This is a genomic window from Actinomadura kijaniata NBRC 14229 (assembly GCF_001552175.1).
GTDB lineage: Bacteria > Actinomycetota > Actinomycetes > Streptosporangiales > Streptosporangiaceae > Spirillospora > Spirillospora kijaniata.
On the sequence record NZ_BCQR01000165.1, the window covers coordinates 1 to 26888 of the forward strand.

At 74.9% G+C, this 26888-nt stretch carries 25 protein-coding genes and 1 tRNA gene; 10 read left to right on the forward strand and 16 right to left on the reverse strand.

Annotation, left to right across the window (positions count from 1 at the left end; all coding sequences use genetic code 11):
• A partial coding sequence (locus tag AKI01S_RS38625) for a methyltransferase domain-containing protein (RefSeq protein ID WP_067829794.1) occupies positions 1 to 551 on the forward strand: 551 nt, incomplete at its 5' end.
• A gap of 6 nt (positions 552 to 557) precedes the next feature.
• Here the strand turns inward: AKI01S_RS38625 and AKI01S_RS38630 are convergent.
• Both AKI01S_RS38630 and AKI01S_RS38635 read right to left on the reverse strand, forming a co-directional pair.
• On the reverse strand, positions 558 to 1226 hold the full coding sequence (locus tag AKI01S_RS38630; protein ID WP_218009986.1) for a response regulator transcription factor: 669 nt from the start codon (positions 1224 to 1226) through the stop codon (positions 558 to 560).
• A complete protein-coding gene (locus AKI01S_RS38635) occupies positions 1223 to 2404 on the reverse strand; it encodes a sensor histidine kinase (protein WP_067829798.1) in 1182 nt (393 codons plus the stop codon). Before AKI01S_RS38635 ends, AKI01S_RS38630 begins: the two co-directional genes overlap by 4 nt.
• Positions 2405 to 2491: 87 nt before the next feature.
• Here AKI01S_RS38635 and AKI01S_RS38640 point away from each other — a divergent pair, with 87 nt between their 5' ends.
• From AKI01S_RS38640 to AKI01S_RS38650, 3 genes are read left to right on the forward strand one after another with little or no spacing between them, the layout of a single operon-like run.
• On the forward strand, positions 2492 to 3409 hold the full coding sequence (locus tag AKI01S_RS38640; RefSeq protein ID WP_067829801.1) for an ATP-binding cassette domain-containing protein: 918 nt from the start codon (positions 2492 to 2494) through the stop codon (positions 3407 to 3409).
• A complete protein-coding gene (locus AKI01S_RS54440) occupies positions 3406 to 4944 on the forward strand; it encodes a DUF1349 domain-containing protein (RefSeq protein ID WP_067829804.1) in 1539 nt (512 codons plus the stop codon). Before AKI01S_RS38640 ends, AKI01S_RS54440 begins: the two co-directional genes overlap by 4 nt.
• Positions 4941 to 5705, forward strand: a complete 765-nt coding sequence (locus AKI01S_RS38650) for an ABC transporter permease subunit (RefSeq protein WP_067829808.1) — start codon at positions 4941 to 4943, stop codon at positions 5703 to 5705. Before AKI01S_RS54440 ends, AKI01S_RS38650 begins: the two co-directional genes overlap by 4 nt.
• Before the next feature lie 20 nt (positions 5706 to 5725).
• Here the strand turns inward: AKI01S_RS38650 and AKI01S_RS38655 are convergent, their stop codons facing one another.
• Complete coding sequence (locus tag AKI01S_RS38655; RefSeq protein WP_067829811.1) at positions 5726 to 6850, reverse strand: alpha/beta hydrolase family protein; 1125 nt, start codon at positions 6848 to 6850, stop codon at positions 5726 to 5728.
• A gap of 252 nt (positions 6851 to 7102) precedes the next feature.
• Between AKI01S_RS38655 and AKI01S_RS38660 the strand changes: the two genes are divergently transcribed.
• Positions 7103 to 8083 carry an undecaprenyl-diphosphate phosphatase gene (locus tag AKI01S_RS38660; RefSeq protein WP_067829824.1) on the forward strand — a complete coding sequence of 327 codons (981 nt, stop codon included), beginning with the start codon at positions 7103 to 7105 and terminating at the stop codon, positions 8081 to 8083.
• A gap of 40 nt (positions 8084 to 8123) precedes the next feature.
• On the opposite strand, the gene AKI01S_RS38665 is transcribed toward AKI01S_RS38660, so the two are convergent.
• Positions 8124 to 8564 (reverse strand): DUF6098 family protein, encoded by a 441-nt coding sequence (locus AKI01S_RS38665; RefSeq protein ID WP_067829827.1) that lies wholly within the window; start codon positions 8562 to 8564, stop codon positions 8124 to 8126.
• A gap of 106 nt (positions 8565 to 8670) precedes the next feature.
• Here AKI01S_RS38665 and AKI01S_RS38670 point away from each other — a divergent pair.
• Positions 8671 to 8745 (forward strand) — tRNA-Asp (locus AKI01S_RS38670).
• A 49-nt stretch (positions 8746 to 8794) separates the two neighbouring features.
• Here AKI01S_RS38670 and AKI01S_RS38675 read toward each other — a convergent pair.
• Together AKI01S_RS38675 and AKI01S_RS38680 are read right to left on the reverse strand one after the other, a co-directional pair.
• A complete protein-coding gene (locus AKI01S_RS38675) occupies positions 8795 to 10315 on the reverse strand; it encodes a carboxylesterase/lipase family protein (RefSeq protein WP_067829831.1) in 1521 nt (506 codons plus the stop codon).
• A gap of 21 nt (positions 10316 to 10336) precedes the next feature.
• Positions 10337 to 11179: a poly(ethylene terephthalate) hydrolase family protein gene (locus AKI01S_RS38680; RefSeq protein WP_067829834.1), complete on the reverse strand. Its 843-nt coding sequence runs from the start codon at positions 11177 to 11179 to the stop codon at positions 10337 to 10339.
• 174 nt (positions 11180 to 11353) lie between these two features.
• Between AKI01S_RS38680 and AKI01S_RS38685 the strand changes: the two genes are divergently transcribed.
• Positions 11354 to 12052, forward strand: coding sequence for a PaaX family transcriptional regulator C-terminal domain-containing protein (locus tag AKI01S_RS38685; protein WP_084000668.1), 699 nt, complete (start codon positions 11354 to 11356; stop codon positions 12050 to 12052).
• Here AKI01S_RS38685 and AKI01S_RS38690 read toward each other — a convergent pair.
• From AKI01S_RS38690 to AKI01S_RS38700, 3 genes are read right to left on the reverse strand one after another with little or no spacing between them, the layout of a single operon-like run.
• Positions 12040 to 12321 carry a hypothetical protein gene (locus AKI01S_RS38690; protein ID WP_067829840.1) on the reverse strand — a complete coding sequence of 94 codons (282 nt, stop codon included), beginning with the start codon at positions 12319 to 12321 and terminating at the stop codon, positions 12040 to 12042. The genes AKI01S_RS38685 and AKI01S_RS38690 overlap by 13 nt on opposite strands.
• 59 nt (positions 12322 to 12380) lie before the next feature.
• Positions 12381 to 14129, reverse strand: a complete 1749-nt coding sequence (locus tag AKI01S_RS38695) for a glycoside hydrolase family 3 protein (RefSeq protein ID WP_067829854.1) — start codon at positions 14127 to 14129, stop codon at positions 12381 to 12383.
• Between the two features lie 10 nt (positions 14130 to 14139).
• Positions 14140 to 15432 (reverse strand): MFS transporter, encoded by a 1293-nt coding sequence (locus AKI01S_RS38700; RefSeq protein WP_067829857.1) that lies wholly within the window; start codon positions 15430 to 15432, stop codon positions 14140 to 14142.
• A gap of 157 nt (positions 15433 to 15589) precedes the next feature.
• Here AKI01S_RS38700 and AKI01S_RS54445 point away from each other — a divergent pair, with 157 nt between their 5' ends.
• Positions 15590 to 16855 carry a TetR/AcrR family transcriptional regulator gene (locus tag AKI01S_RS54445; RefSeq protein WP_218009987.1) on the forward strand — a complete coding sequence of 422 codons (1266 nt, stop codon included), beginning with the start codon at positions 15590 to 15592 and terminating at the stop codon, positions 16853 to 16855.
• Positions 16856 to 16942: 87 nt separating this feature from the next.
• The gene (surE, locus tag AKI01S_RS38710) at positions 16943 to 17839 is read left to right on the forward strand and encodes a 5'/3'-nucleotidase SurE (protein ID WP_084000669.1); all 897 of its coding nucleotides are present in this window, start codon (positions 16943 to 16945) and stop codon (positions 17837 to 17839) included.
• Positions 17840 to 17896: 57 nt separating this feature from the next.
• Here the strand turns inward: surE and AKI01S_RS38715 are convergent, their stop codons facing one another.
• The 7 genes from AKI01S_RS38715 to AKI01S_RS38745 all read right to left on the reverse strand — a co-directional run bounded on the left by AKI01S_RS38715 (position 17897) and on the right by AKI01S_RS38745 (position 24082).
• Complete coding sequence (locus tag AKI01S_RS38715; protein ID WP_067829860.1) at positions 17897 to 19426, reverse strand: alpha/beta hydrolase; 1530 nt, start codon at positions 19424 to 19426, stop codon at positions 17897 to 17899.
• Between the two features lie 129 nt (positions 19427 to 19555).
• Positions 19556 to 20572 (reverse strand): alcohol dehydrogenase, encoded by a 1017-nt coding sequence (locus AKI01S_RS38720; protein WP_067829863.1) that lies wholly within the window; start codon positions 20570 to 20572, stop codon positions 19556 to 19558.
• 125 nt (positions 20573 to 20697) lie between these two features.
• Entirely contained in the window at positions 20698 to 21519 is an 822-nt protein-coding gene (locus AKI01S_RS38725) for a class I SAM-dependent methyltransferase (protein WP_218009988.1), read from the reverse strand.
• Between the two features lie 55 nt (positions 21520 to 21574).
• On the reverse strand, positions 21575 to 22573 hold the full coding sequence (locus tag AKI01S_RS51275) for a hypothetical protein (RefSeq protein WP_067829870.1): 999 nt from the start codon (positions 22571 to 22573) through the stop codon (positions 21575 to 21577).
• Positions 22570 to 23067 carry a SigE family RNA polymerase sigma factor gene (locus AKI01S_RS38735; protein WP_067829872.1) on the reverse strand — a complete coding sequence of 166 codons (498 nt, stop codon included), beginning with the start codon at positions 23065 to 23067 and terminating at the stop codon, positions 22570 to 22572. Before AKI01S_RS38735 ends, AKI01S_RS51275 begins: the two co-directional genes overlap by 4 nt.
• 94 nt (positions 23068 to 23161) lie before the next feature.
• Positions 23162 to 23680: an SAM-dependent methyltransferase gene (locus AKI01S_RS38740; protein ID WP_067829875.1), complete on the reverse strand. Its 519-nt coding sequence runs from the start codon at positions 23678 to 23680 to the stop codon at positions 23162 to 23164.
• A 45-nt stretch (positions 23681 to 23725) separates the two neighbouring features.
• On the reverse strand, positions 23726 to 24082 hold the full coding sequence (locus AKI01S_RS38745) for an STAS domain-containing protein (RefSeq protein ID WP_067829878.1): 357 nt from the start codon (positions 24080 to 24082) through the stop codon (positions 23726 to 23728).
• Between the two features lie 288 nt (positions 24083 to 24370).
• Here AKI01S_RS38745 and AKI01S_RS38750 point away from each other — a divergent pair, with 288 nt between their 5' ends.
• Complete coding sequence (locus AKI01S_RS38750) at positions 24371 to 26821, forward strand: ATP-binding protein (RefSeq protein ID WP_067829881.1); 2451 nt, start codon at positions 24371 to 24373, stop codon at positions 26819 to 26821.
• The last annotated feature ends 67 nt before the right edge of the window (positions 26822 to 26888 follow it).

Here is a 26888-nt window from a genome sequence, read left to right on the forward strand (position 1 = left end):
ACCCGTCCCCGGCCGCGACCGCCATGGCCCGCGCCGCCGTCGCGCGCGCCGGGCTGCCGGTCGAGGCGCGCACCGCCCCCGCCGAGGCGCCGGGGCTGCCCGAGGGCGGCTTCGACCTGGTGTACGTCGCCGACACCTTCGAGGTCACCGGCGACCTGGACGCGGTCGCCGCGAGCGCCGCCCGCCTGCTGGCCCCGCGCGGGATCCTCGTCTACGACACGGTGAACCGGACGTGGGTGTCCCGGCTCATCTACCTGGGGGCGTTCCAGGCCGTCCCGATGACGCGGATCATGCCCGCCGGGCGCTACGCGCGCGAACGGCTGCGGCCGCCCGCCGAGATCGAGGTCGCGCTCGCGGCGCACGGGCTGCGCGTCGAGGACGTGTGCTCCTTCAAGCCCACCCGCGCGCTCGACCTCGTGACGGCCGCGCTCGCCCGGCGCAAGGGCCGGATCGGCGACGAGGAGATCCCGGGGAGGGTCGAGTTCGTCCTCGACCCGAAGGGCGCGCCCGTCGTCACCTACCTGGGGTACGCGCGCGGGGTCACGGGCTGACGCCGGTCACGCGCCGTCGGTCGTGATCCGGTAGCCCACCCCGGGCGTGGTGGTGATGACCGGGGGTTCGCCGAGCTTGCGGCGGAGGCGGCCGATCGTGACCGTGACGGTGTTGGTCAGGGGGTTGGCGTGCTCGTCCCACACCTGTTCCAGCAGGTCCTCGGCGCTGAGGAACGCGGGCACGGCGCGCAGCAGGGCCTCCAGCAGCGCGAACTCCTTGACCGACAGCTCCAGGTGGCGGCCGTCGCGGGTGACGGTGCGGCGCAGCGGGTCCAGCTCGATGCCCGCCGCGCGCAGCGTGCGGGGCCGCGCGGCGGGCCGGCGGCGGGCCAGGGAGCGGATGCGCAGCACCAGTTCCGGGAAGTGGAAGGGCTTGGTCAGGTAGTCGTCGGCCCCCAGGGTCAGCCCGGCGACCCGGTCGACCGGCGAGTCGGCGGCGGTCAGCATCAGGACCATGGTGCGGTCGTCGCGTTCGGTGATCATCCGGCAGAGCGTGTCGCCGTGGATCCCCGGCAGGTCCCGGTCGAGGACGACGACGTCGTAGGCGTTGACGTCGAGCTTGACGGCGGCCTCCAGGCCGTCGTGGGCCACGTCCACGGCCATGCCCTGGTCGGCCAGCCCCTCGGCCAGCACGGCGGCCAGGGAGCGGGCGTCCTCGACCACCAGCACCCTCACGCCGGGACCTCCGCCGGGACCTTCGCCGGGGGCAGCGAGACGGTGACCGCGAGGCCCCCGTCCGGCCGGGCCCGCAGGCGCAGGGCGCCGCCGTGCGCCGCCGCGACGGCCGCGACGATCGACAGCCCGAGCCCGGAGCCGTCGCCGGAACCGGTGCGGTCGGCGCCGAGCCGCTGGAAGGGCCGGGCCAGCCGGTCGACCTGCGCCTGGTCGAGGACGGGCCCGCCGGTCTCCACGACGAGCTCGGCCGCCGCGCCGTCGGCGGCGGCGACGCGGATCCAGCCGCCGCGGTGGTTGTGGGCGACGGCGTTGTCGATCACGTTGTCGACCATGCGGGTGAGGAGCGTCGGGTCCCCCCGCGTCCACGCGCCGTCGGCGACGCCGGAGAAGTCGACGGTGAGCTCCTTCGCGGCGAGGTCGGCGGCCCGGTCGTCCAGTGCCGCGGCCGCCAGGCGGCCGAGCGGGAGCGTCGTGCGGCCGGGCGGGGAGCCGTGCTGGGCGCGGGCGAGCGTGAGCAGCCCCGCGAGGAGCCGGTCGATCTGGTCGAGCTCGGCGCGCAGCCGGTGGGCCAGCGCGGCGGTCTGCTCCGGGACGGGCTCCGGCTTGGCCAGGGCCACGTCGAGGGAGGCGCGCATGGTGGCCAGCGGGGTGCGGAGCTCGTGGGAGGCGTCGGCCACGAACCGGCGCTGCGCGGCGAACGCGTTCTCCAGCCGTTCCAGCAGCCCGTCGATGGTGTCGGCGAGGTCCTTGACCTCGTCGTCGGGGCCCCGCACGGCCAGCCGCTCGTCCAGGTTGTCGGCGGTGATCCGGCGGGTCGCCGTGATGATCATCCGGAGCGGGCGCAGCACCCGGCCCGCGACGACCCGGCCCAGCACGACCGACACCACGCCCATGACGACCAGCGCCACCGCCGATCCGATCAGGAGCTGGCGCGTCTGCGCCGCGTGGGCGTCGGCCAGCTGGGCCTGCAACCGCGCGATGCGCTCGGTGGCGGCGGCGAGCGTGGTCGGCTCGACCGGCGGGACGCCGGCGGGCGCGGACCGGCTGACCCTCGTCCCGCCCAGTCCCACGAGGTTGGTGATGGCCAGCAGCCCGACGCCGGACAGCAGGAACATGCCGCCGTACAGGACGGTGAGGCGCAGTCGTGCGGTGCGCGCCGGGAGTCGCCACGTTCTCATGCGGTCCAGGATGCCGCGCGGGACCTAACAGCGATGTGACGGCCCTCGTTCGGCCCACGTCACGGGCCGGTCCGTAGAACCGGTGGCATGCGAGCAACCATCGAAGTCAGCGGGCTGCGCAAACGGTTCGGCCCGACCGTCGCGCTGGACGGCATGTCGTTCACCGTGCGGCCCGGCCGGGTCACCGGGTTCGTGGGGCCGAACGGCGCGGGCAAGTCCACCACGATGCGGGTGATCCTCGGCCTGGACGCGGCCGACGAGGGCCACGCGCTGATCGGCGGCCGGCCGTACCGGGCCCTGCGCTCCCCGCTGCGCCACGTCGGCGCGCTGCTGGACGCCGGGGCGCTGCAACCGGGCCGTACCGCGCGTGACCACCTGCTGTGGCTGGCCCGTTCCCAGGGGCTGCCGGCCGGGCGCGTGGACGAGGTGCTGGAACGGGTCGGGCTGGAATCCGCGGCCCGGCGCAGGGCGGGCGGCTTCTCGCTGGGCATGCGGCAGCGGCTCGGCATCGCGGCCGCGCTGCTCGGGGACCCGCCGGTGCTGCTGCTGGACGAGCCGGTCAACGGCCTCGACCCCGAGGGCATCGTGTGGATGCGCGGCCTGCTGCGGTCGCTGGCGGGCGAGGGACGCGCCGTGCTGGTGTCCAGCCATCTGATGGGCGAGCTGGAGGGCACCGCCGACCATCTCGTGGTGGTGGGCAGGGGCCGCGTCATCGCCGACACCGGCGTGGCCGACCTGATCGCGGCCGCCTCCCGCGACCGGGTGACGCTGCGGACGGCGGCGCGCGCCGCGGCGGCGTCGGCGCTGGACCGCGCCGGCGCCGCCGTGGCCGCGACCGGCCAGGACGCGCTCGTCGTCTCCGGGCTGCCGCCCGAGCGCGTCGTGGCCGTCCTCAACGCGGACGGGGTGCCGTTCTCCGAGGTCGCGGCGTACCGGGTGACGCTGGAGCAGGCGTACCTGGACCTCACCGGCGACGCGGTCGAGTACCGGGGAGCGGCCCGATGAGCGCCGGGTCCGGGGAGTTCGGGCGGCTGCTGCGCGCCGAGTGGACCAAGTTCCGGACGGTGCGCGGCTGGGTGGCGGCCATGGCGGCGGGGGCGCTGGTCACCGTGCTGCTCGGGCTGCTGTCCGCGTCCGGAAGCCACGCCTCGTGCGGCGCGGGTCCCGTCGAGACCGCCTGCCCGCCGCATCCGGTGGGGCCGGGCGGCGAGGCGGTGACCGACAAGTTCTTCTTCGTGCACCGGTCCCTCACCGGGAACGGCGGCATCACCGTCCGCCTCACCTCCCTGACCGGCCAGATCCGCAAACCCGACGCCACCCCGGGGGTCCGGAACGTGGTCCCCGGGGTCGTGCCGTGGGCGAAGACCGGGGTCATGGTCAAGGCGGGCACCCGGCAGGGCGCGCCCTACGCGGCGGTGATGATGACCGGCGCGCACGGGGTGCGGATGCAGCACGGCTTCACCCACGACGTGGCCGGGCGGCCGGGCGGCGTCTCGAAGGGGTCGCCGCGCTGGCTGCGGCTGACCCGCTCGGGCGACACGCTCACCGGGTACGAGTCCGCCGACGGCGCGCGCTGGACCCGGATCGGCGCCGCCACCCTGGCCGGGCTGCCGCGGACCGTCCGGATCGGGATGTTCGCGACCTCCCCCGGCGACCTGACCGTCACGCGGGCGGACCTCGGCGGGTCCGTCGCGGCGGAGCGCTTCACCGAGGCCACCGGCGAGTTCGACCGGATCGCGGTGGAGGGCGACGCGCCCGGCGGCTGGCGCGACGACGACATCGGCGTCACGCTCGGGCCCGACGGGTCGCCCCACCACCCCGGCCGCGCCGCCCGGTCCGGCGGCGCCCTCTCCGTCACCGGCACCGGCGACATCGCGCCGACCGTCGAGGGGCCGGCCGTCGAGGACCCGCTCGGCGGCGCGCCGGCCGGGCTCCTGCCGGTGATCGTGGTGGCGGTCGCGTTCGTCACCGCCGAGTACCGGCACGGCCTGATCCGCACCACCCTGCTCGCCGGTCCGCGCCGCGGCCGGACGCTGCTGGCCAAGGCGTTCGCGCTCGGCCTGGCCGCCTTCGCCGCCGCGCTGCCCGCCGTCGCGGTCGCGTTCACGGCCGGGGGGCGGATCCTGCGCGCCAACGGCAACGTCCTGCTCTCCGCGCCCCCGTCCACCCAGGTGCGCGTCGTGGTCGGCACGGCGGTGCTGTTCGCGCTGGCCGCCGTGCTCGCCCTCGCCCTGGGCGCGCTGCTGTGGCGCGGCGTCGCGGCGGTCGTCACCGCCGCCGTCGTGATCGTGGTCCCGCACGTCGTGGCGACCACCTCGGTCCTGCCCGACGGCGCGGCGCGGTGGCTGCTGCGCGTCACCCCGGCGGCCGGTTTCTCCGTCCAGCAGAGCATCCCCGAGTACCCGCACGTGCTCGGCCACTACACGCCCATCGCCGGGTTCTACCCGCTGCCGCCCCTGGCCGGCCTCGCGGTGCTCGCCGGCCACACCGCCCTCGTCCTCGGCCTGGCGATCCTCAGGCTCCGCCGGAGGGACGCATGAGGACCTACCTGCACGCGGAGTGGACGAAGGTCCGCACCCTGGCGGGCACCGGCCGGCTGCTGCTCACGATCATCGTGCTGACCGTCGCCGCCTCCGCCACCGCCTCGGCGCTCGTCTCGTGCACCGCCGAGGGCTGCGGCCACGACCCCGGCAGGATCGGGCTGTTCGGGGTCCAGGTGGGACAGGCGGTCGTCGCCGTCCTGGCCGTGCTGGCGGTCACCGGCGAGTACGGCACCGGCATGATCCGCCTCACCCTGGCCGCCATGCCGCGCCGGACCGGCGTGCTGGCCGCCAAGGCGGCCGTCCTGACCGGCCTGACCCTGGCCGCCGGGGGCGTCGCCGTGCCCGTCTCCCTGCTGGTCTCCCGGCGCGTCCTGCTCGGCAACGGCTTCCCGCCCGACCCGCTCGACCCCACCGGCGGCCCCCTGCTGCGCGCCGCCGTCGGCTCGGTCCTCTACCTGGCGCTCGTCGCCCTGCTCAGCCTGGGGGTCGCCACGGCCGTACGCGACTCCGCCACCGCCGTCGGGGTCGTGCTGGGCCTGCTCTACCTCTTCCCCGCCCTCATCCTCGTGGTCTCCGACGAGGACTGGCAGCGGTTCCTCTGGAAGGTCTCCCCCACGAACGCCGGGCTCGCCGTCCAGGCCACCACCCGCCTCGCCGACCTGCCCCTCACCCCGTGGGCGGGCCTCGGCGTGCTGGCCGCCTGGACGGCGGCGGCGCTGCTGGGAGGCGGCCTGCTGCTACGGATCCGCGACGCGTAGAGGCCGCCCCGGCCGGGCTCCTACCAGAACCTCACCTCCGGGTACTTCGCCGACGGCCCGTCCAGCAGCGTCCGGTGCCCGCCCTTCAGGTGCGTGTCGAGGAAGGCGGCGAGGTACTCCCGGGTGATCTTCAGGGAGCGCTCGCCGTCCAGCGGGTACGCGGGCATGCCCAGCCGCGGCGCGAGCACCGCGTAGTCGACGAAGCTCATGTGCTCGGTCCCGGTGACGGTGAGCCAGCGCTTCCGGTCGCCGGTCACGTGGGGCCAGAACAGGTCCCACGACTTCGGCTCCCCGCCGGCGACCGGCTGCTGGCGGGGGTTCCCGATCATCATGAACGGCTTGGTCACGGGCCTGGCGGGGGTCTTCGGGTTGTAGGAGCCGTCCAGGTTGACCGCGGCGTCGATCCGGTCGTTCAGCGGCAGCAGGTGGGCGGCGCTCTGGCCGCCGACCGAATGCCCGGCCATCGCGGTCCTGCGCTCGTCGATCAGCCTGTTCCAGCGCCGGTCGCGGTCCAGCCGGTCCAGCACGAAGGCCGTGTCGGCGGCCCGCACCCGGGCGACCTTCTCGCCCACCTCCTCGGTCATGCCGCCCTTGCCCGCCTCCATCGGGACGGTCCTGCCGTCGGGGAACGTGGTGGCGACCGCCTCGTAGGCGTGCCCGATGCCCGCGACCACGTAGCCCCGGCTCGCGAGGTCCTCGGCCAGCGAGGTCAGCGTGGCCCGCGGCAGGGACATGCCGGGCGACATGATCACCAGCGGCCATCCGCGTCTCCGGCCGAGCGCGGGCGCGTCGGCGCGGGCGTGCGTCCGCGTCCTGGCCAGCGTGTCCGGCGGGAGGCCCCTCGTCTGGGGGTACCCCTTGAGGACCAGCGCCGACTCCCGCGGGGTGACGTACGGCGCGGTCCTGCCCGGCGCCCTCCGCGCGGGGTACCAGAGCGAGACCATCAGCTCGCGCGGCCTGCCGGACACCCAGGGGTCGGGCCGGCCGGAGTCGACCAGGTGGACGTCGGACCGCCCGACCGCGTGGCCGCCGGTCGGGGCGGGCAGGGCGAGCGCCGGAGCGGGTGGCGGAGCCGGTGGCGGGGCGGGCGCCGGGGCGGACGGGAAGGTCAGGGCGAGCGCACCGGCGACGAGCAGGTTCTTCATGCGCACCACCCTGCGGGACGGAGCCGCCGTGCCGCCCCCCGCCGAAGTCACACGACGTGCGTGACTTTCGTAGGGGGTCGCCCCCGGCTCATGGCCTCCGGCCACGATCTCTGCCGGTTCGGCTGACCGTTCTGACGTACCACCCGATCCGTCACTGAGATCATGGGCGTGCACCGGGAGCGTTCCGCCATGACCGGCCCCACCCCGTTCGCTCCTCGCCCCAGTGCCCACCGACGACGAAACGACTGACTGATGACCTGGTTGCAAGCCCTCATCCTGGGGGTGGTGCAGGGACTCACCGAGTTCCTGCCGATCTCCTCCTCGGCGCATCTGCGGCTGACCGCGGTCGCGGCGGGATGGCCGGACCCCGGGGCCGCGTTCACCGCGGTCACCCAGATCGGCACCGAGACGGCGGTGCTGCTGTACTTCCGCTCCGACATCTGGCGCATCATCACCGCCTGGACCCGCTCGCTGACCAACGCCGCCGCGCGCAGGGACCCCGACGCCCGCATCGGCTGGCTGGTGATCGTCGGGTCGGTGCCGATCGGCGTGCTGGGCGTGACGTTGAAGGACTACATCACCGGGCCGTTCCGCGACCTGCGGCTGATCGCCTTCAGCCTGATCACGCTCGGTCTCGTGCTGGCGGTCGCCGACCGGATGGCCACCCGCGCCGAGCGGCGGGCCGCCGCCGCGCAGCAGGCCGCGGTGCCGCAGACCGCCGGGCAGTACGCCGCCGGGCCGCACCTCACCGGGCCGCAGACCGCCGTGTCGCAGACCGGGCGGCACCGCGCCGCCCGCCGCCGCCCCAAGACCCTGGACGACCTGAGCGTGCGCGACGGCCTGCTGTACGGGCTGTGCCAGGCGCTGGCGCTGATCCCGGGCATGTCCCGGTCGGGCTCGACCATCACCGGCGGCCTGTTCCTGGGCTACAGCCGCGCCGCCGCCGCCCGCTACTCGTTCCTGCTGGCCATCCCGGCCGTGCTGGCCTCCGGGCTGTACGAGCTGACCGAGATCGGCGAGCACGGCACCCACGTCTCCTGGGCCCCGACCCTGGTGGCGACGCTGGTGGCCGGGCTGGTCGGCTACGCCGTCATCGCCTGGTTCATGAAGTTCATCTCCACCCGCAGCTTCCTGCCGTTCGTCTGCTACCGCGTCGCCCTGGGCGTGGTGCTGCTGGTGCTCATCGGCCTGGGGGCCCTCGACCCCATGGCCGGCAGCAACATCGGCGGCTGACCCGCCGGCGGCCCGGCCGGGAGACCGGCCGGGCCGCCGCCTACGTGTCGCTGGAGCGCCGCATCGGGCCCCACCGGCCCTTCTGCCCGGCGACGACGCGCCGGGCGTCCTCCAGCACCGACTCCTCGATCCAGGCGACCGGCCGCAGGCAGCTCACCAGCGGCTCGTTGTCGGGACCGCGCCCCCGTTCCTCCCCCACCAGCACCCACGGCCGCACCCCGGGGCCCTTCTCGCGTTCGAGATGCGAGTAGTCGTACAGGCGCCGGGCCACCCACACCAGGAGCGGACGCGGCGCCCACCAGTCCTCCATCGCGAGGGGGTTGGCCGACAGGCCCGGCATCGGGACGCCGGTCAGGTCGTCGCGGCTGCTCCCCTTGGCGTCGGCCTCGGGCCCCCGCGACCAGCGAACGAACAGCCGATCGTCCTCGTCGACCAGTTTGGCCAGGTCATCGAGGGTGCTGATGGTGGGCATGTCCTCCATTGGGCGCTCCCTACCCCCGATCCGGTGCTCCTATCCGGGCGCCGGGGAGCGGGACGCGCGGGTGGCGTCAGTACTCCCGGGAGGCGATAGACTCGTGGGGCAGCGAGGTCCTGTGGAGCAGCTAGGAGTGCTCGCCACCCTGTCAAGGTGGAGGCCGCGGGTTCAAATCCCGTCAGGACCGCAGAGGGAAGGCCCCGGAGCGACGCTCCGGGGCCTTCGTCGTTCCGGGGTCAGGTCGTCCACAGGTCGCACTTGTGGTCTCGCGCGAAGGTCGTCATGGGGCCGGTGTCCGTCGGGGACAGGTTCTGGACCCGGGGGAACGGGTGCCAGGCCGGGGTCGCCGGGCCGTTCGGGGTCCCGGTGCGGGCGAACGTGGTCCAGTAGGAGAGCATCCGGTCCGACAGCCTCCGCTGCTCGGGGGTGCCCGTCACGCCGCCGAAGACGTAGCGGATCTCCGAACCGTGCGGGGCCCCGAGCGGGAAGCTCAGCGGGAGGCCCAGGTAGTCCATGGCGTGCGGGTCGTTGAACTCGTAGGCGTACGCGCGGGTGTGGCGGGCCAGCAGCGTCGTGGACGCGTGGGACGGGCACGCGAACTGCGCGTCGGTGAGGACCGCCGCGAGGGCCTCGGCGGGAGTGCCGTGGTCGGACAGCGGGTAGCGGGGCAGGATCTCGTCGGCCCTGGCCGGGAACGCGCGGCGCACCGCCGCCGGGTACTCCTCGGCGGTGAGGCGGCGTCCGGCCAGGTCGTAGGTGGTCGCGACGGTGAGGCGGGCCTCGTCGCGGGTGGAACCCTGCATGATCGGGATGCGGGGGAGGTCGCCGGTGCGGAACGCCTCGGTGACCTGGCCGCGGAGCACGTGCCCGTCCTCGACCGGGGTCCAGCGACCGGGGACGGCCTGGACCTCGGCGGCGGGCCGGGCGCGCAGACAGGCCGGGTCGGCGCAGCCGAGGGCCGTCGCGAAGCGTTCGCCCGCGGTCTCGGCGGTCCGGCGGTCCGGGGTCGGGAAGGCGCAGCCGGACTGCGCGACGGCCCGGTGGAACAGTCCCCGGGCGAGGGGCGAGACCAGGTTCTGGCACACGCTGCCACCGCCGGCGGACTCACCGAAGACGGTGACGTTGCCCGCGTCGCCGCCGAACGCGCCGATGTTGCGGCGCACCCAGCGCAGCGCGGCCTGCTGGTCGAGCAGGCCGTAGTTGCCGGAGTGGCCGGACTCGGCGGACAGCGCGGGGTGCGCCAGGAAGCCGAACGCGCCCAGCCGGTAGTTGAGGGTGACGACCACGACGTCGCCGCGGTCGGCGAGCGCGCCGCCGTCGTAGAAGGCGCCCGAGCCGATCGTGTAGCCGCCGCCGTGGATCCAGACCATGACCGGCCGTGGCCTGGACGTGTGGCGGGAGGGGACGTGGACGTTGAGGTACAGGCAGTCCTCGCTGGGCGTGCCGGGTCCGGCCAGGTCGCCCCACGGGGTCTTCGAGCCGGTCTGCGTGCAGGGGTCGCCCGGCTTGCTTCCGTCGCGCACGCCCTTCCAGGGCGCCGCCGGGGCGGGGGGCTTCCAGCGCAGCGCGCCGGTGGGCGGGGCGGCGTAGGGGATGCCGAGGTAGGAGGTGCCGTTCGGGCCGGTGACCCCGGCGACCGCTCCGGTGTGGGTGGGCACGACGTTATCGGTGGCACGTGCGGGGGCGGCCAGGAGGCCGAGGGCGGTGAGGGAGGCCAGGAGGGACGCGATGACCCTGCGCCGTTCGGGGGGAGCCATGGGGGTTCCTTTCGCGGGGGCTCAGCTCAGGTTCTTCTGCATGACGTCCCAGTCGGTGCCGCACAGGCCGCAGTCCGGGCCGACGAACAGGCTCCTGGCCGCGGTGTCGCCCTTGAGCCGCCACCGGAGCCAGGCCGAGCCGACCCGGCCGAACTCGCCGCCGTCGGGCTGGTCGTAGGTGCCGAAGTGGCCGACGTCGAGGTTGCCCATGAAGGCGGGCAGGCCCGCGGGGAGCCGCCGCCAGTCGTCCATGGCGTTCGGGTGGGCGATGTCGGACGGGCCGCCGACGAAGTAGCCGATCGGGGCGCGCAGCCGGGACAGCATGGGCTTGTCCAGCGGGCTCATCAGGCCGCTGTTGAAGATGCCGGTGGTGGTCACCCGGCGGTCGGTGCTGGAGACCTCGTAGGCCTCGATGCCTCCGCAGGACTGTCCCATCACGGCGATCCTCGTCGTGTCGATCCGGCCCCGGTACCCGCTGCCGACGCGGCCGTTCTCGGCGATGGCCCAGTCGATGGCCTCGACGAGCATGTCGGAGTCGGTCTGGCCGGAGCCGCCGGGCCGCCCGTTGGCGATGACCAGGAAGCCGTGCGAGGCGAACTCCCGCAGGATGTTCTGGAACCAGGTGCCGTCGGCCCGGCACGCGCCGTTGCCCCAGGCCACGATCGGCAGCCTGAGGCCCGCCGGGATCGTGTCGGGCCGGTAGATCGTGTGGTCCCTGAGCCGCGGGGACGTCTCGTAGTCGGCGGGGTAGGGGCCGGAGCCGCCCGGGGCCGCGCGGGCGGCCGGGGCGTGCAGCAGCACGGCGGCCGTCCCGAGGGCCGCGGTGACCCTGGCCAGCCGCCGGAGGGAGCGGGGGAGCTTCATGGTGCGGTCTCCTCATCGGGGACACTTTCGTGACCGGGCACGCCTTGGAATGTCGCAAGACGGCGGGGACGCTTCAATGCCCTGGAAGAAGGAGTGGGAGCGGGGCCAATGCGAACGTTCCGAGGATGTGGGCGCTCCCCGGATGTCGCACGGCGGTTCCGGTGAGATCGATCGATGATCTGTCGTGTACGGCGTCCGGTCCTGGACTCGGGCGGTGTGACGGGGACGGCGGCCCAGGCGGGGGACGGGGAGGCCCGGCCGCCTCGCGTGCGGAACGGTTCCCGGCCGCGGCACCTGCTCCTCACGCTGCTGGGCGACTACTGGTACGGCCGGCACGACCCCCTGCCGTCGGCGACGCTGGTGGCGTTGCTCGGTGAGTTCGGCGTCTCACCGGCCGCCGCCCGCGCGGCGCTCAACCGGCCGACGCGCCGGGACGTGCTGGAGTGCTCCCGGACGGCGCCGGACGTCCCGCAGGGCGTCGCCCCGCTTGACGCGTGGGACCTGGACGGGGTCAGGGCGGAGTACGACGCGTTCGTCGCGGAGTGGGAGCCCCTGGTGGAACGGGTGCGGGACGGGGCCGTCGGCACGGCGGAGGCCCTGCGCGCCCGGACCGGGCTCATGGACGACTGGATCCGGTTTCCCGGTCTCGATCCCCGGATGCCCGGGGAGCTGCTTCCGGCGGACTGGCCCCGGCGGCGGGCGCACGGGGTCTTCGCCGAGCTGTCCGACGCGCTGGGCCCGCTCGCCGAGACGCGCGTGCGGCAGGTCGTCGCGCGTCTCGCGCCGGAGTCGGCCCCGCTCGTCCGACACCACACCCACCGGGGGCCCGCGGACGCCGCGGGTCCCCCGGGCGGGTCCGGTCAGTGCCGGTGAGAGGCCAGCTGGTCGGTGTAGGCGCGCTCGGCGAGGTCCATGCCGGGGCCTTCGCCGAGGTTGCACTCGGCCTTGATGTGGGCGACGCCCTTCAGCATCCCCGCGTAGGTGGCGTAGTGCTCCCAGACCGAGCGGCCGCAGTCGAGGGGTTCGCCGGGGAGACAGCGCGCGAGGGGCGCGCCCAGGATCGTCAGGGCCTCACGGAGGGCGCGGGTCTCCCTCATCCACTCGTCGAGCGTCCAGGACGAGTTCGGTGTCCACTGCTTCATGTGCGCACCGTATCCGCGCGGTCACGTGCGGTGTTGGATTTCGGGGGAATCGGTCCGGTCTACAGGGACAGGCCGTGGCCGAGCGGGAAGACGGGGTCCGCGGTGTCGCCCGGAACGTCGGAGCGGCTCCTCTCCACCTCCGCCATCGAGCGCGGCAGCTCGAACGGCAGGCGGCCCTCCGGCCTCGCCCGGCCGAACACCACGTCGAGGACGGCCTCGTCGCTCGCCCCGTACTCGCCGATCAGGGCGGCGGCGTGGGCGGCGATCTCGGGGACGGCGGCGGGGCGCTCCAGGTTGATCGCGACGACCGTCGGGAGCCGGTCGAGGAGTTCCACGATCTCCCGGACGCGGTCCGGCGGGAACTCCAGCGAGCCGCCGTGGAAGAAGGTCTCGAAGAAGCCGCCCTCGCGGGGCTCGAACGGGGCCGGCAGGCGCAGGACCGCCAGGTCGGCGCGGTCCGGGGAGTCCACGACCTCCGCGTACGCGGCGGCCCTGCCCGGGTCCACGCCCTCGACGTACAGGCGGGGGCGGTGGCCGACCGGCAGGACGTCCTTGTTGGTGAGCAGCGTCAGGGAGCGGCGCTGGGCGGCGTTCCCGGCGGCGGCGAAACCGGCGTTGCCGACGATCTCCTCGGCGCGGTCGGGGTCCACGGACCGGTGCTCGAACAGGCCGAGGCGGAACTTCTCGCGCAGCAGGCGGCGGACCGAGGCGTCGATCCGGTCCTCGGGGATCCGGCCGGAGCGCACCAGCTCCACGACCAGCTCGGGGCAGGACTCGCCGCCGAACTGGTCGACGCCCGCGCGCAGGGCCTTCTCGGCGCGTTCGAGCGGGGTCAGGTGCTCGGCGCCCCACGCCTTGGCGGGCTCCAGGAACGGGCCGATGCGCGTCTCGTTCAGCAGGCCCCAGTCGGTGCAGACGATGCCGTCGAAGCCGAGCTCCCCGCGCAGCAGGCCGGTGATGACGCGCTCGTTGAAGCCGAAGCCGACCTCCTCGTACCCGGTGCCGACCGGCATGCCGTAGGAGGGCATGACCTGGGTCGCCCCGGCGGCGAGGGCGGCCCGGAACGGCTCCAGGTGGTAGGCGAAGGCGCCGCCGGGGTAGACCTGCTCGCGGCCGTAGGGGAAGTGCGGGTCCTCGCCGTCCAGCTGCGGGCCGCCGCCGGGGAAGTGCTTGACCGTGCACGCGACGCCCTCCGACCCGGGCCCCGGGCCGCGCATCCCCTCGATGTAGGCCGCGACCAGCCGTGACGTCAGCTCGGCGGAGGCGCCGAAGGTGCCGCTGACGCGGGGCCAGCGGGGCTCGGTGGCCAGGTCGATCTGGGGGTGCAGCGCGACGCGGAGGCCGACGGCCAGGTACTCGCGGCGGACGATGTCGGCGTGGCGGCGGACCTCGTCCGGGTCGCCGATCGCGGCCAGGCCGGTCGCCTCGGGCCACTGGGAGAACGCGCCGGACAGCAGGCCCGCGCCGGGGTTGTCGGTGAACGCGTGGCGCGGGTCGGTGGAGAGGGTGACGGGGATGCCCAGGCGGGTGTCGGCCGCGATCTCCTGGACGCGGTTGTGCCACCGCGCCATGGCGGCGGGGGCGCCGCCGCCCAGCAGGTTGAAGTGGTTCAGCAGGCCGCCCTGGAGCATCTCGGTGGTGGTGCGGCCGCCGGGCTGCGCGCCGGGTTCCTCGACGGGGGTGCCGTCGTCGTTCATGGCGAGCATGGTGTGGAACATCAGGCCCGCCTTCTCCTCCAGGGTCATGCGGGAGAGCAGGTCGGCGACGCGGTCCCCGGTGGGGCGGGAGGGGTCCTGGTAGGGATGCACGGGGTCTCCTTCAGCGCACCGAGCGCACGAGCTGGACGGCGAACGCCCCGAGCAGGCCGCAGACGGCGCCGGTGACGAACAGGGCGGAGTAGTTGCCACCCGGTCCGTCACCGGCGCCGAGCGCCAGCAGCGCGGGCGCGACGATCGGGACGAGCGACTGCGGCAGGGCGTTGGCGATGTTGAGCACGCCCATGTCCTTGGCGGACTCGCGGGGGTCGGGCAGCACGGCGGCGGCGAGCGCGACGTCGACGGCCATGTAGAGGCCCTGGCCGAAGCCGAACAGCGCGACCGCGCACAGGAACAGCGGCAGCGAGTCCGCCAGCGCGACGACCAGCAGGGCGAGGCCGGTGGCGGCGGCGGAGAAGACGACGTAGGGCTTGCGGCGGCCGGAGCGGTCCGACAGCGTGCCGCCGAGGATCGAGCCGACGACGGTGGCGGCGGTCATGACCAGGGTGCTGAGGAACACCTTCCCGGCGGCCTGCTCGGTGCTGAAGCCGAGCCGGTCCACCAGGTAGTAGGTCTGGTAGCTGGTGAGGGAGGCCAGCCCGACGTACACCATGAAGCGGCCGAGCCAGTTCCAGCCGAAGTCGCGGTGCCGGAGGGGGTTCACCCAGAAGCTGCGCAGGAACGTCCGCACGCCGTAGGGGGCGAGGGCGGCGCGGTCGGCGGGGGCGTCCCGCAGGACGAGCACCAGCCAGCCGACGCACAGCAGCCCGACCAGGCCGGGCACGGCCATCATCAGCAGCGCGTGGCCCGCGACGGCCTGCGCGACGAACGCGCCGCCGACCATCGCGACCGAGGTCATCATGCCGACCAGGCCGGAGACGCGGCCGCGCTGCCGGTCGGGGATCTGGTCGGGGATGAGCGCGGTGAGCGCGGCGAGGGTGGCGTTGACGCCGAGCTGCGCGACCGCCCAGCCGAGGGCGAGCAGCGGGACGGTGCCGCCGACCGCGACCAGCAGCAGCCCGGCCAGGCCGACGACCATGCCGCCGAGCAGCCAGGGGCGGCGGCGGCCGAACCGCGAGGTGGTGCGGTCCGACAGCGCGCCGAACAGCGGGTTGGCCACCAGCGCCAGCACCGCGCCGACCGACAGCACCTGGCCGAGGCTTGCGGCGCGCGTGTCGGGGGCGACCTGCGCGACCCGGATCGCCAGCGTGACGATCACCGGGGTGAGGATGGCCATGTAGGCGCCGAACTGCGCCGCGACCAGGGCGGCCACGAGCCGCGCGGGGGCGGCGGGTCGGTCGTCTGCGCCGGGGACCGGGAGCACCGGTTCGGCGGCGGCCCCATGAACGGCGGTCATGGGCACCTCCTTGAAAACGGACGAAGTGCACGACATCGCCCCTGCGGCGAGTGCGTTCACGGTAGGAGAAAACCAAGTGAACAGTAAGTTTTCACTGCTGTGACGTGCGTCACCCACCGGGTGCGCGGGTCCGGGCACGGCGGCCTAATCTGGGGCGATGAGCCCCCGTACCAGCGCCCCGCGCGGCGGCTACGCCGTCGGCGACGCCCGCCGCCGGCGCATCCTCGACGTCGCCGTCCGGCACCTCGCCGAGCGCGGCTACCACGGCTCGTCCCTGGCCCGCATCGCCGCCGAGGCCGGGCTGTCGCAGGCGGGGCTGCTGCACCACTTCGGCAGCAAGCAGGAGCTGGTGGTGGCGGTGCTGGAGCACCGCGACGAGGAGTCGACCGGGCACGCGTTCACCGGCGGCGAGTCCGGCCTGGACGTGCTGCGCGCGCTGGTGCGGCTGGCGGAGATCAACCTGACCCGGCCCGACCTGCTGCGGATGTTCACCCGGCTGTCGGTCGAGGCCGCCGACCCCGGGCATCCGGCGCACGGCTACTTCGTCCGCCGCTACGCCGCGGTGACCGAGCGGACGGCGGCGGCCCTGGCCGCCGGGGTGGACCGGGGCGAGATCCGCGCCGGGCTCGACCTGACCGGGATCGCCCAGGAGATCATGGCCGTCATGGACGGGTTGCAGGCGCAGTGGTGCCTGCGGCCCGAGGCGGTGGACATGGTGGCGCGGTTCCGCGACCAGCTGGACCGGATCGCCCGCTCGATCAGCGTGGACGGGCGGGGGCTGGCCGGGACCCCCGCGCCACCGGCCGGGACGGAACCGCGGCCGGCGGCCCGGCGGGACGCGCCCCTGCCCCGGCGGCGCGACGACGGGCGGGCGCGGGACCGGCGTTCGGAGATCCTGCTGGCCGCGCTGGAGGTGTTCGGCGAACTCGGCTACCGGGGCGCGACGCTGGCGGCGGTGGCCGAGCGGGCCGGGCTGACGCAGCAGGGGCTGCTGCACCACTTCCCCGGCAAGGAGAGCCTGCTGGTGGCGATGCTGGGCCTGCGCGAGCACCTGGACACGCTGCGGATGCTCGCCGAGGGCGCGGCGGCGCCGAGGCTGGAGCACATCGAGCAGCTCGCCGAGTACAACGCGACCCGGCCGGGCGTGGTCCAGACGTTCACGGTGCTGGCGGCCGAGAGCGTCACCGACGGGCATCCGGCGCGCGACTACTTCGTGGAGCGGTACGCGCGGCTGCGGACGCTCGGCGCGGACGCGCTCCGCGCCGAGCTGGGCGGGGACCTGCCCGGTGGGGTCGCCCCCGAGGAGGCCGCCGCCCTCCTGCTCGCCGTCCAGGACGGCGCGCAGCTGCAATGGCTGCTGGACCCCGACGCGGTGGACCTTCCGGCGCTCGTGCGGGCCTTCACGCGCCTGCTCCGTGAATAACGAATAGGTCACGACACCTACCGATCACTCGGCCTCGTGCCCCATGCTCCGTGCAGCGCTCCCCGCCCCCACCTCCCTGGAGCAACCATGAGGCCCAACCGCCGCGCGGTGGTCGTCGCGACCGCCGCCGCCCTCCTCACCCCCGTCCTCCCGGCCGCCGCGTCGCCCGGACCGCGGCCCGACCGGCCGCTGCGCATCCTGCTGAGCAACGACGACGGCCACGCCGCCCCCGGCATCAGGGCCGTCTTCGACGCGCTCACCGCCGCCGGGCACGACGTCACGATCGTCGCCCCGGCGACCAACCAGAGCGGCGCGGGCGCCAAGCGCACCGTCGAGGACGGCCACGTCGTCAGGGCCCGGCAGGTGTCGGACCGGGTGTGGGCGGTCGAGGGGACGCCCGGCGACTCGGTGCTGTTCGGCCTCGGCCGGGTGTTCGCCGGGCGGAAGGTCGATCTGGTGGTGTCGGGCACCAACCTCGGCCAGAACGTCGGCGCCATCAACAACAACTCCGGCACCGTCGGCGCGGCGGTCACCGCGATCGACATGGGCGTGCCCGCCGTCGCGGTGAGCACCCAGTTCGACTTCGCGAACGTCCAGAACACGATCGCGAACATGCCCGCGACGGCCGCGTTCACCGCCAGGCTGGTCGACCGGCTCCGGCGCGACGCGCGGGGCGGGGCGCTGCTGCCCGCCCACTCCGGGATCAGCGTCAACTACCCGACCCGCCCGAACCTGGCCGCGCCGGCCGGGGTCGCGCTCACCCGGCCGACCCGCGAGACGCTGTTCAGCGTCGCCTACGAGCCCGACGGGTCCGGCGGGTACCGGATGAAGCCCGTCATCGGCGCGGACATCGCCGCCGAACGCGACAGCGACTGGGCCGCGCTGGAGGCCGGGAAGGTGAGCGTCACGCCGATCGACGCCGACTGGGGCGCGTCCGGCTCCTCCTTCGCGCGGACGGCGGCGCGCATCAAGGGGCTGCGCTGACACTCGCCGGGCCGGGTCGCGGCGCTCCGGAGAGCGCCGCGACCCGGCCGACGTGGATCAGGCGCAGGTCGTGCCGTTGGGCGGGACGGTGCCGTTCAGCAGGTAGCCGTTCACCCGCGTGCGGACGCACAGGTTCTTCGTGGCGTAGGCGCCGTGCCCCTCACCGTTGAGGGTCAGCAGGACGGCGGAGCCCATCTGGCGGACCAGGGCCGGGGCCTCCTCGTAGGGGGTCGCGGGGTCGCCGGTGTTCCCGATGACCAGGGTCGGCGCGGCGTTCGGAGCCCAGACGCGGCGGCCGGACTCGTCCCCCCGGAACGGCCAGCCGGCGCAGCCGAGCAGCGACCACGCCTGGGAGGCCCCGAACAGCGGGGACGCCTGGGTGAAGCGCGGCAGCGCCTCCCTGACGTCCTCGGCCGTGTAGCGCCTGGTGGTGTCGGCACAGGTGATGGACGCGAACGCGTCGCCGCCGTTGGTGTAGCGGCCGTCCTCGCCGCGCTCGTTGTACTCGTCGGCGAGCGCCAGCAGGTCGGAGCCGTCGCCCTGCCACGCCTTCACCAGGGCCTCGGCGAGGACCGGCCACTGCTCCCTGGAGTAGAGCGCCGACAGGATGCCGGTGTGGGCGAGGTTCTGGGTGAGGGGCCGGGCGGGGTCGGACGTCCGGATCGGGGTCGCGTCCAGGGACTGGAGGAGGGCGCCGGTCCGCTGGGTGATCGCGGCGGCGGTGACCTCGCCTCCCGTCTGCCGGGACGTCCAGGCCGCGAAGTTGCCGAACGCCTTCTGGAAGCCCGCGGCCTGCCGGAGGAAGCTCTCCCTGGGTGCGAGGGAGGTGTCCATGGCTGCGTCCAGGACGAGACGGCCGACCTTGCCGGGGTACTGGTGGGCGTAGTTCGCGCCCAGCCAGGTGCCGTAGGAGATGCCGAAGTAGTGCAGTTTCGCGTCGCCCAGCGCGCGGCGCATGACGTCCAGGTCGCGGGCGACGTTCGCGGTGGTGATGTGCGGCAGGTGGCGGCCGGCGCGCGCCCGGCACTTGCCGCTGTAGTCCCGCGCCTCCCTGGCGTAGGTCTCCTCCTCCTGCGGGGTGTCCGGAGTGGAGTCGGCGGCCGCGTCGGCGTCCTGCTCGCGGTCGGTCAGGCACCGCACGGGGATGCTGCGCCCGACGCCGCGCGGGTCGAAACCGACCAGGTCGTAGCGGGTCCGGAGGGTGGCGTAGTCACCGGTGCTCGCGGCCAGCGTGTCGACGCCGCTCGCGCCGGGGCCGCCGAAGTTGAACACCAGCGAACCGACGCGGGTGCCGGCCGGGCCGCTGGACCTCAGGCGGACGAGGGCGATCTCGATCTGCTCGCCGTCCGGCTCGGCGTAGTCGAGCGGGACCTTGAGCGCGGCGCACCGCAGCGCCGGGTGCGTCCGGCCGGTCTGCGGCAGGCCGGCGCAGGGCGCCCAGGTGAGGGCGGGCGGGGTATAGCGGGCCGCGTTGGTGCGCGCGGCCGGTTCCGCGGATCGTCCGGTCCCGTCGAGATCGCATCCGGCGAGCGGAGCGATCAGGACCAGGGTCAGGGTCGCGGCACCCAGCGTTCGGGTCTTCGGCATGGCGGTCTCCCCCTTTCAGGGGAGGTAGACGCGCACGGGAACGGGACCGCCGAAGATTGTCGCTGATTGTGCACGGGTGGGAACAACGGGTTTCCTGGGGTGGGCGCCGGGCTCCGGCGCCCGTTCCCGTCAGCCGACGGTGAGGACCATGCGGAAGCGGGCCGCGCCGCTGAGCATGCGCTGGTAGGCCTCGTTGACCTGGTCGAGCGGCAGGGTCTCGACCATGGGCCGGACGCCGGTCAGGGCGCTGAACGCCATGGTCTCCGCCACGTCCTGCGCGGTGCCGGACGGGTGGCCGTGGACGCTGCGGCTGCCCATGATCAGCGAGTGCGGGCTGATCCGGAGGGGCTCCGGGGTCGCGCCGAGCACGACCAGGCGGCCGCGCGGGCGGAGCCCGCCGACGGTGGCGGCCATGGCGTCGGAGTTGGCGGCCGTGCCGAGGACGACCTTCGCCCCGCCGAGCCGCTGGAGCGCCTCGGCCACGTCGCCCGCCGTGCTGTCGATGTAGTGGTGCGCGCCGAGTTCGCGGGCGAGGGGTTCCTTGTCGCGGCCCCGGGCGATGGCGACGGTCTCGTAGCCGAACCGGTTGGCGTACTGGACGCCCAGGTGGCCGAGGCCGCCGACGCCGAGGACCGCCACCAGGTCGCCGGGGTGGGCGTCCCCGTGCCGCAGGGCGTTGTAGGTGGTGACCCCGGCGCAGCCGAGCGGGGCGGCCTCGGTCGCCGACAGGGCGTCGGGGATGCGGGCCAGCGCGGTGACCGGCGCGACCATCGCCTCGGCGAACCCGCCCTGGTAGGCCCAGCCGGGGACCCTCAGGTCCGCGCAGTCGATGAAGTCGCCCTGGCGGCAGGGCACGCAGTGTCCGCAGTGCCCGCCGAACCAGCCCACCTCGACGCGGTCGCCCACCCGCCAGCCGGTGACGCCCTCCCCCAGGGCGTCGACGCGTCCGGCGACCTCGTGCCCGGTGACCAGCGGGAACGGTGTTCCGGGGAACGCCCCGGCCACGAACCCGGCGTCGCTGTGGCAGATGCCCGCCGCCTCGACGGCGACGCGCACGTGGCCGGGGCCGGGCTCGGGCAGCTCCCGCTCGACGATCTCGAACTTCTCGCCCGGCGCGCTGACCTGGGCGACCCGCATGACGTTCATGGCTTCTTCCCTCCGTCGTGGTGCTGGACGCGCGGGAGCCCGGCGGCGACCGGGCGGGCCGAACCGCGCGATATCAACGATACATGATGTTATAGAGCGCTGCTATATAACACTGTCCGGGCAGGTCAGAAGCGGTAGCGCAGGATGCGCCCGACGTCCCGGAAGCCGGGGAGGTGCTTCAGGATCCGCATCTGGACGCGGCCCGCCCGGGGCAGCTCCTCCAGGCCCGGCATGTCGACGCTGCGCAGGTCGTCCAGCAGCGTCAGGCCGTCGTACCAGGCCTCGATCGCGTGGGGGTCGTCGACGCCCCAGTGCAGGGTCGCGCCCGCGTTGCGGACGGCCGGGACCAGCTTCTGGAGGCGGATGCCGAGCGTCCCGTAGACGTCGAAGCAGAGCTGGCCGCCGGGGAGGTGGAAGGTCAGGCGCTGGACCAGGCTCCTGACGTCCCGTTCGTGGAGGTACATCGTCAGCCCCTCGAACACGGCCACGGCGGGGCGGTCGCCGGGGATCTCGTCGAGCCAGGCGGGGTCGGTCACCGACGCGGCGATCGTGCGGTGGTCGCCGGGCGGGCGGGGCAGGAGGCGTTCGCGCAGCTCGATGACGTCGGGCAGGTCGAGGTCGAACCACCGGGCCGTGGGCGGCGGGGCCACGCGGTGGGCGCGGGTGTCCAGCCCGCAGGCCAGGTGCAGCACGGTGGCGTCGGGGTGCGCCCGCAGGAACTCGGCGGTCCAGGTGTCGAGCACGCGGGCCCGCAGCGCGACGCCCGCGGCGGTGACGGCGTTGATCCGCGTCCTGCGGAAGTCGTAGTCCAGACGGCGGACGACGTCGGCGGCGGTGGCGTCGCGCAGGATCGGGTGCCGGGCGCGGCTGTCCAGCGCCCGGCCGTACAGCGTGGCGAGTGCGGTCTCCTGCGCGCCGGTGAGGGAGGTCTGCTCGCGGTTCGTCACGAAGATCGGCATACCCCGCCCGGCGCGGCCGGACCGCGACCGGGCGGGGGTGGCGTCATCCGGCCGGGCGGACCCGCTCGATCCGGAGCTCCTTGTGGAGCCGGTCGGCCCAGCGCCGGTCCTTCTCCTCGGCGAGGAAGCGGACGGCGACGCCGTCCCGGCAGACCTGCCAGCCGGTCAGCTCCATACCGATCCGCAGGTCGGGAACGCAGCGGTCGACCCTGGCGATGTTCAGTTGGCGCGGGCGGTCGTAGTCCAGACGCTGGGAGGCCAGCATCGGGCCGGAGCCCCAGACGTCGCCGTCGGCGAACTCGGAGACCGCGAGGCGGACGGGCGCGACGGCCTTGATCACCAGGTGGCCGCGGGCCGTCTCGCTCAGGTCGAGGGCGCGGAGAAGGATCCCCAGGCGGGACCAGGCGGAGGCGTCCGGAACCCCGTCGCCGACCGGGACGTACCAGCGGCCGACGCGGACGTACAGGTCCTCGGTTTTCTCCTCGTCCCCCGTCCCGTCCTCGTCCTCCTCGGGATTCGGGGCGGGTGGGCTCAGCCAGACCTCCAGGGGGCGTCCCTTCCGGTCCGGGAGGGTGCCCAGGAGGCGGGCCCCGGGCTCCAGGGAGGTGAAACCCTCGCAGCAGGGCAGGTCCTCCGGCGCCTTGACCTCGCGGGACGGCGTGAAGCCGAGGCGCGCCAGGGCCAGGTCCTTCGGGTAGCTGACGTCCACCGCAGTACCGTCAGGGAGTTCCAGGGACATGGTCTCCCTGCCACCCGCCGAACGGGTCGGCGGGAAGAAGAACCTCTCGCCCCGGGACGGTGCCCCGCTCGGGGCGGGTGCGGGGGTCGGCCGGAGCACGTGAGGCTCGTCCCGGTCACCGGGCAGCAGGACGAACGCCGCCAGGACCAGCGCGGCGACGGCGGTCAGGGCCGTGGCGGCACGGTGTCGGCGGCGGCGGACGCGGGAGGTGCGCAGGGCGCGTTCGCGCAGGTCGGCGGGTTCCGCGCGGTCGGCGAGGGCGTGCAGGTCGGCGCGGAGCCGGTCGAGGTCCAGATCGTTCATGTCCGGCTCGTCTCCTGGTTCGTCGGTTCGGCCAGCAACGCGCGCAGCCGGACCAGCCCCCGGGCGGTCTGGCTCTTGATCGTTCCGACCGAGCAGCCCAGCAGCGCCGCCGTCTCGGCCTCGCTGCGGTCCTCGAAGAACCGCAGCACGATCACCGCGCGCTGCCGGGGCGCCAGCCGCAGCAGGGCGCGGCGCAGGTCGACGCAGTCGTCGGGGGACGCGCCGGCGGGCGAGGCGCGGTCGGCGGCGCGGTCCAGGGTCGTCTCGGTGAAGCGGCGGCGCTGCCACCGGCGCACCTGGAGGTGGTACATGACCTTGCGGGTGTAGGCGTCGGCGTTGCCCGCGCGTTCCAGCCGCCGCCACGCGCCGTGGGTGCGGGCCAGCGCGGTCTGCACGAGGTCCTCGGCCAGGTGCTGGTCACCGGTCAGCAGGTACGCCGACCGCAGCAGCGCGGGCGTTCGCGCCCGCACGAACTCCTCGAATTCATCGTCCATCCACGACCCTCCGTCGTTCCGGCGATCGTGTAGATACGCCCGGAACGCCGAAAGGTTGCCTCGCCCGGTCCGGAAATGCGCGGCCGCCGGGCGGTCAGCGGCCGATGACGCACAGCAGCGGCCGGGAGGACGTCTCGGTGAGGGTCGTCGTCTCCAGGCCGCGGTCCGCCAGCGCCGCGCCGACGCGGGCGGCCAGCTCGGCGGTGCGGGAGGCGTCGGGGGGCTCGTAGAAGAGGTAGAGGGCCCCGCCGGGCTTCAGCCACGCCTTGATCAGGTCGAGTTCGGGCTGCGGGGAGCGGGTCCAGAACAGGTTCACGTTCACCGCGAAGACCTTGTCGAAGCGGGTCTCCGCGGGCAGGTCGAGCCGGTCCGGGGTGGCGGCCCGCAACGTCGCCCTGCCGGCGGCGACATGGGCGGCGTTGCGCCGCTCGGCGCGGGTGATCGCGGTCTCGGACCGGTCGACGGCCAGGATGTGCCCCCGGTCGAGCCGCCGGCAGACGAGATCGACCGCGACACCGTGGCCACAGCCGATCTCCAGGAGCCGGTCGTCGGGAGCGACGCGCAGGGTCTCGACCGCCCAGCGGAGACGTTCGGGGACCGGTGTGACCGCCATGAGGGGAAACTACCCGGAAACCGGGCTCCGGTCAGCGTTTCGGGATCAGAACAGCGCCGCGCGGGCCGTCGCCAGGTCCTCGAAGCAGGGCATGGCGGAGGTCAGGCCGAGCAGCCCGCACACGGTGCGGGCCGGTCCGCCCACGGGCAGCACCAGATGGACGGCGATCCCCGCCCGCGCCGCGCGGGCGTGGACGCGGGACAGCGCCTCGGCCCCGGTGGAGTCGCAGAACCGGGTGCCGCTCAGGTCCAGGAGCAGCGCCGGAGGCCCGTCGGCCAGCCGGGCGCAGAGCTCGGACCGGAGCGCGGCGGCGTTGACGAGGTCGATCTCCGCGGGGAGGACGACCACCAGCGTGCCGTCGTCGTCGCGGTAGTGCGGAGGGTCGATCGTGGTCAGGTACATGCGGAGCCTTTTCGCCCACGAGGAAGGGGGGGAAGCGGCCGCGCTGTTGGACCACGTCCGGAACGCGCCGGCGTTCAGGATTCCACCAGGATGCGCGGATGGCCTCCGTTCCGTCAACCCACCGCGCGCGTCCGGTGACGCCATGCTTTGACCACCCCTTTCGATAGCCGTCTCCAGAAAGCGCTTGACCTGCGAAGACACCCCTGGTCAGGCTGAGGGGACCGCCCTCGGCCGCCATGCGCACCGGATGCGGACCGAGCGGACGGCAGGGGTGCGGGAGCGGTGAGGATGAGCGGTGCGACGGCGGAGGCGCTGTTCGGCGGGTCGGGTCCGACCGGCGCGCTGGCCAGGGGGACCGACTGGGCGGCGACGCCGCTCGGCCCGGTGGCGGGCTGGCCCGGCGAGCTGCTCGCGGCGATCCGGACCGTGCTGCCCTCGCGGGTCCCGATGGCGCTGTGGTGGGGCCCCGAGCTGGTGCAGCTCTACAACGACGCCTTCGCGCCGTTCCTCGGCGACAAGCACCCGCACGCGATGGGCCGGCCCGCCGCCGAAAGCTGGTCGGACGTGTGGGAGCAGGTCGGGCCGAGGGCGGCGGGCGTGCTGGCCGGGCGCGGCGCGACGTTCGACGACGACCTGCTGCTGTTCATGAACCGGCACGGCTACCGGGAGGAGACCTACTGGCGGTTCTCCCACAGCCCGGTCGCGGCGGCCGACGGCCGGGTCCTCGGGATCTTCGTGGCGACCACCGACACGACCCGGCGGGTGCTGACCGAACGGCGGCTGCGCACGGTGCGCGGGCTCGGCTCGGTCCGGGCGGTCCGCGCCGCCGGGGACGCCGGCGCGGTCGTCGGGACCTGCCGGGCGGCGGTCGCCGAACTCGGCCGGGAACCGCGCGACATCCCGTTCGCGCTGGCCTACCTGGTCGACGCCGACCGGCCGGACCGCCCGCCGCGGGTCCGGCACGCCGCCTCGCACGGGGTGACGCGCCCGCCCGAGGAGGCGCTGCACGAGGCCGTGCTGCGGGCCGCCGCGACCGGCGCGGCCGAGACGGTGACCGGGCTGCGCGCGGGACTGGCCCCGGTGTTCCGGCCCGGCACCGCCGAGGACGGCACCGGCGACGGGACGGTGCCGGACGCCGCGGTGGCGCTGCCGCTGGCCGCCGGGGGCCGCACCTTCGGGGTGCTGGTGCTGGGCGTCAGCCCCTGCCGCGCGCTGGACGCCGAGTACCGGCTGTTCTTCGAGGTGGCCGCCGAACGGGTCGCGGTGACCGTCGCCGACGCGCTCGCCTACCAGTCCGAACGCCGCCGCGCCGAGTCCCTGGCCGAGCTGGACGAGGCCAGGACGCGGTTCTTCCAGAACATCAGCCACGAGTTCCGCACGCCACTCACGCTGCTGCTGGGGCCGCTGCGGGCGGCGCTGGACGACCCCGGAGCGCCGGAGCGGCGGGAGGCGCTGAGTGCCGCGTACCGGGCGGCGCTGCGGCTGCGGCGGCTGGTGGACACGCTCCTGGAGGCGGCGCGGGCGGACGCGGCGCGGCTGCGCGCCGAGCCGGAGCCCACCGACCTGGCGGCGCTGACCGCCGACTGCGCGGGCATGTTCCGGTCCGCCGCGCAGCGCGCGGGGCTGCGGCTGGTGGTGGACGCGCCGCCGCTGCCCGGCCCGGTGCCGGTGGACCGCGAGATGTGGTCGAAGATCCTGCTGAACCTGCTGTCCAACGCGGTCAAGTACACCCGCGAGGGGACCGTCACCGTGCGGCTGCGGGAACGCGGGGACCGCGTCGAGCTGACCGTCGCCGACACCGGGGCGGGCATCCCCGCCGACGAGCTGCCCCACGTCTTCGACCGGTTCCACCGGATCGCGGGCACCGCCGGGCGCAGCCGGGAGGGGTCGGGCATCGGGCTGTCGCTGGTGGCGGACCTGACCCGGGCGCTCGGCGGCGAGGTGACGGTGGCCAGCGCGGTGGGCGAGGGCAGCGCGTTCACCGTCCGGATCCCGCGCGACGCCGCCACCGGCGCGGCGCGTCCGCTGGAGTCGGTCGCCGGAACGGCCGAGCCGTTCGCGGCCGAGGCGCTGCGCTGGACCGCCGCCGACCCGGCCCCGGCGCGGCCCGCCGACCCGGACGCGCCGTGCGTCCTGCTCGTCGAGGACAACCCCGACATGCGCGCCTACCTGCTGCGGCTGCTGACCGGGGAGGGGTGGCGGGTCGTGACCGCCTCCGACGCGGACGGCGCGCTGGCGATCGTCCGCGCCGAACGTCCGGCCCTGGTGCTGTCGGACGTGATGCTGCCCGGCCGCGACGGCCTGGCGCTCGTGGCGGAGCTGCGCGCCGCCCCGGAGCTGGACCGGATCCCGATCGTGCTGCTCACCGCGCGGGCGGGCGGCGAGGCGGCGGTGGAGGGGCTGCGGCGCGGCGCCGACGACTACGTGACCAAGCCGTTCTTCCCCGACGAGCTGCTCGCGCGGGTGCGGGTGCACCTGGAGGCGGCGCGGCTGCGCGAGGCGCTGGCCGCGGCCCGGGAGCGGCGGATCGGGCACCTGGAGTCGGCGCTGGACAGCCGCGCCACGATCGGGCAGGCCGTCGGGATCGTGATGGCGCGGCGGCGGTGCGGGCCGGACGAGGCGTTCGCGGAGCTGACCCGCATGTCGCAGCACCGCAACGTCAAGCTCCGCGACCTGGCGGGCGAGATCGTGCGGACGGTCAGCGGATCGGCCGGGACGCGCCGCGTCCGCGACTCCTAGCGCGGGCCGGCGCCGGTCAGCGCGCGAACGCGGCGGCCCTCGGCAGGCGCCGGGCGCGGCCCCGCAG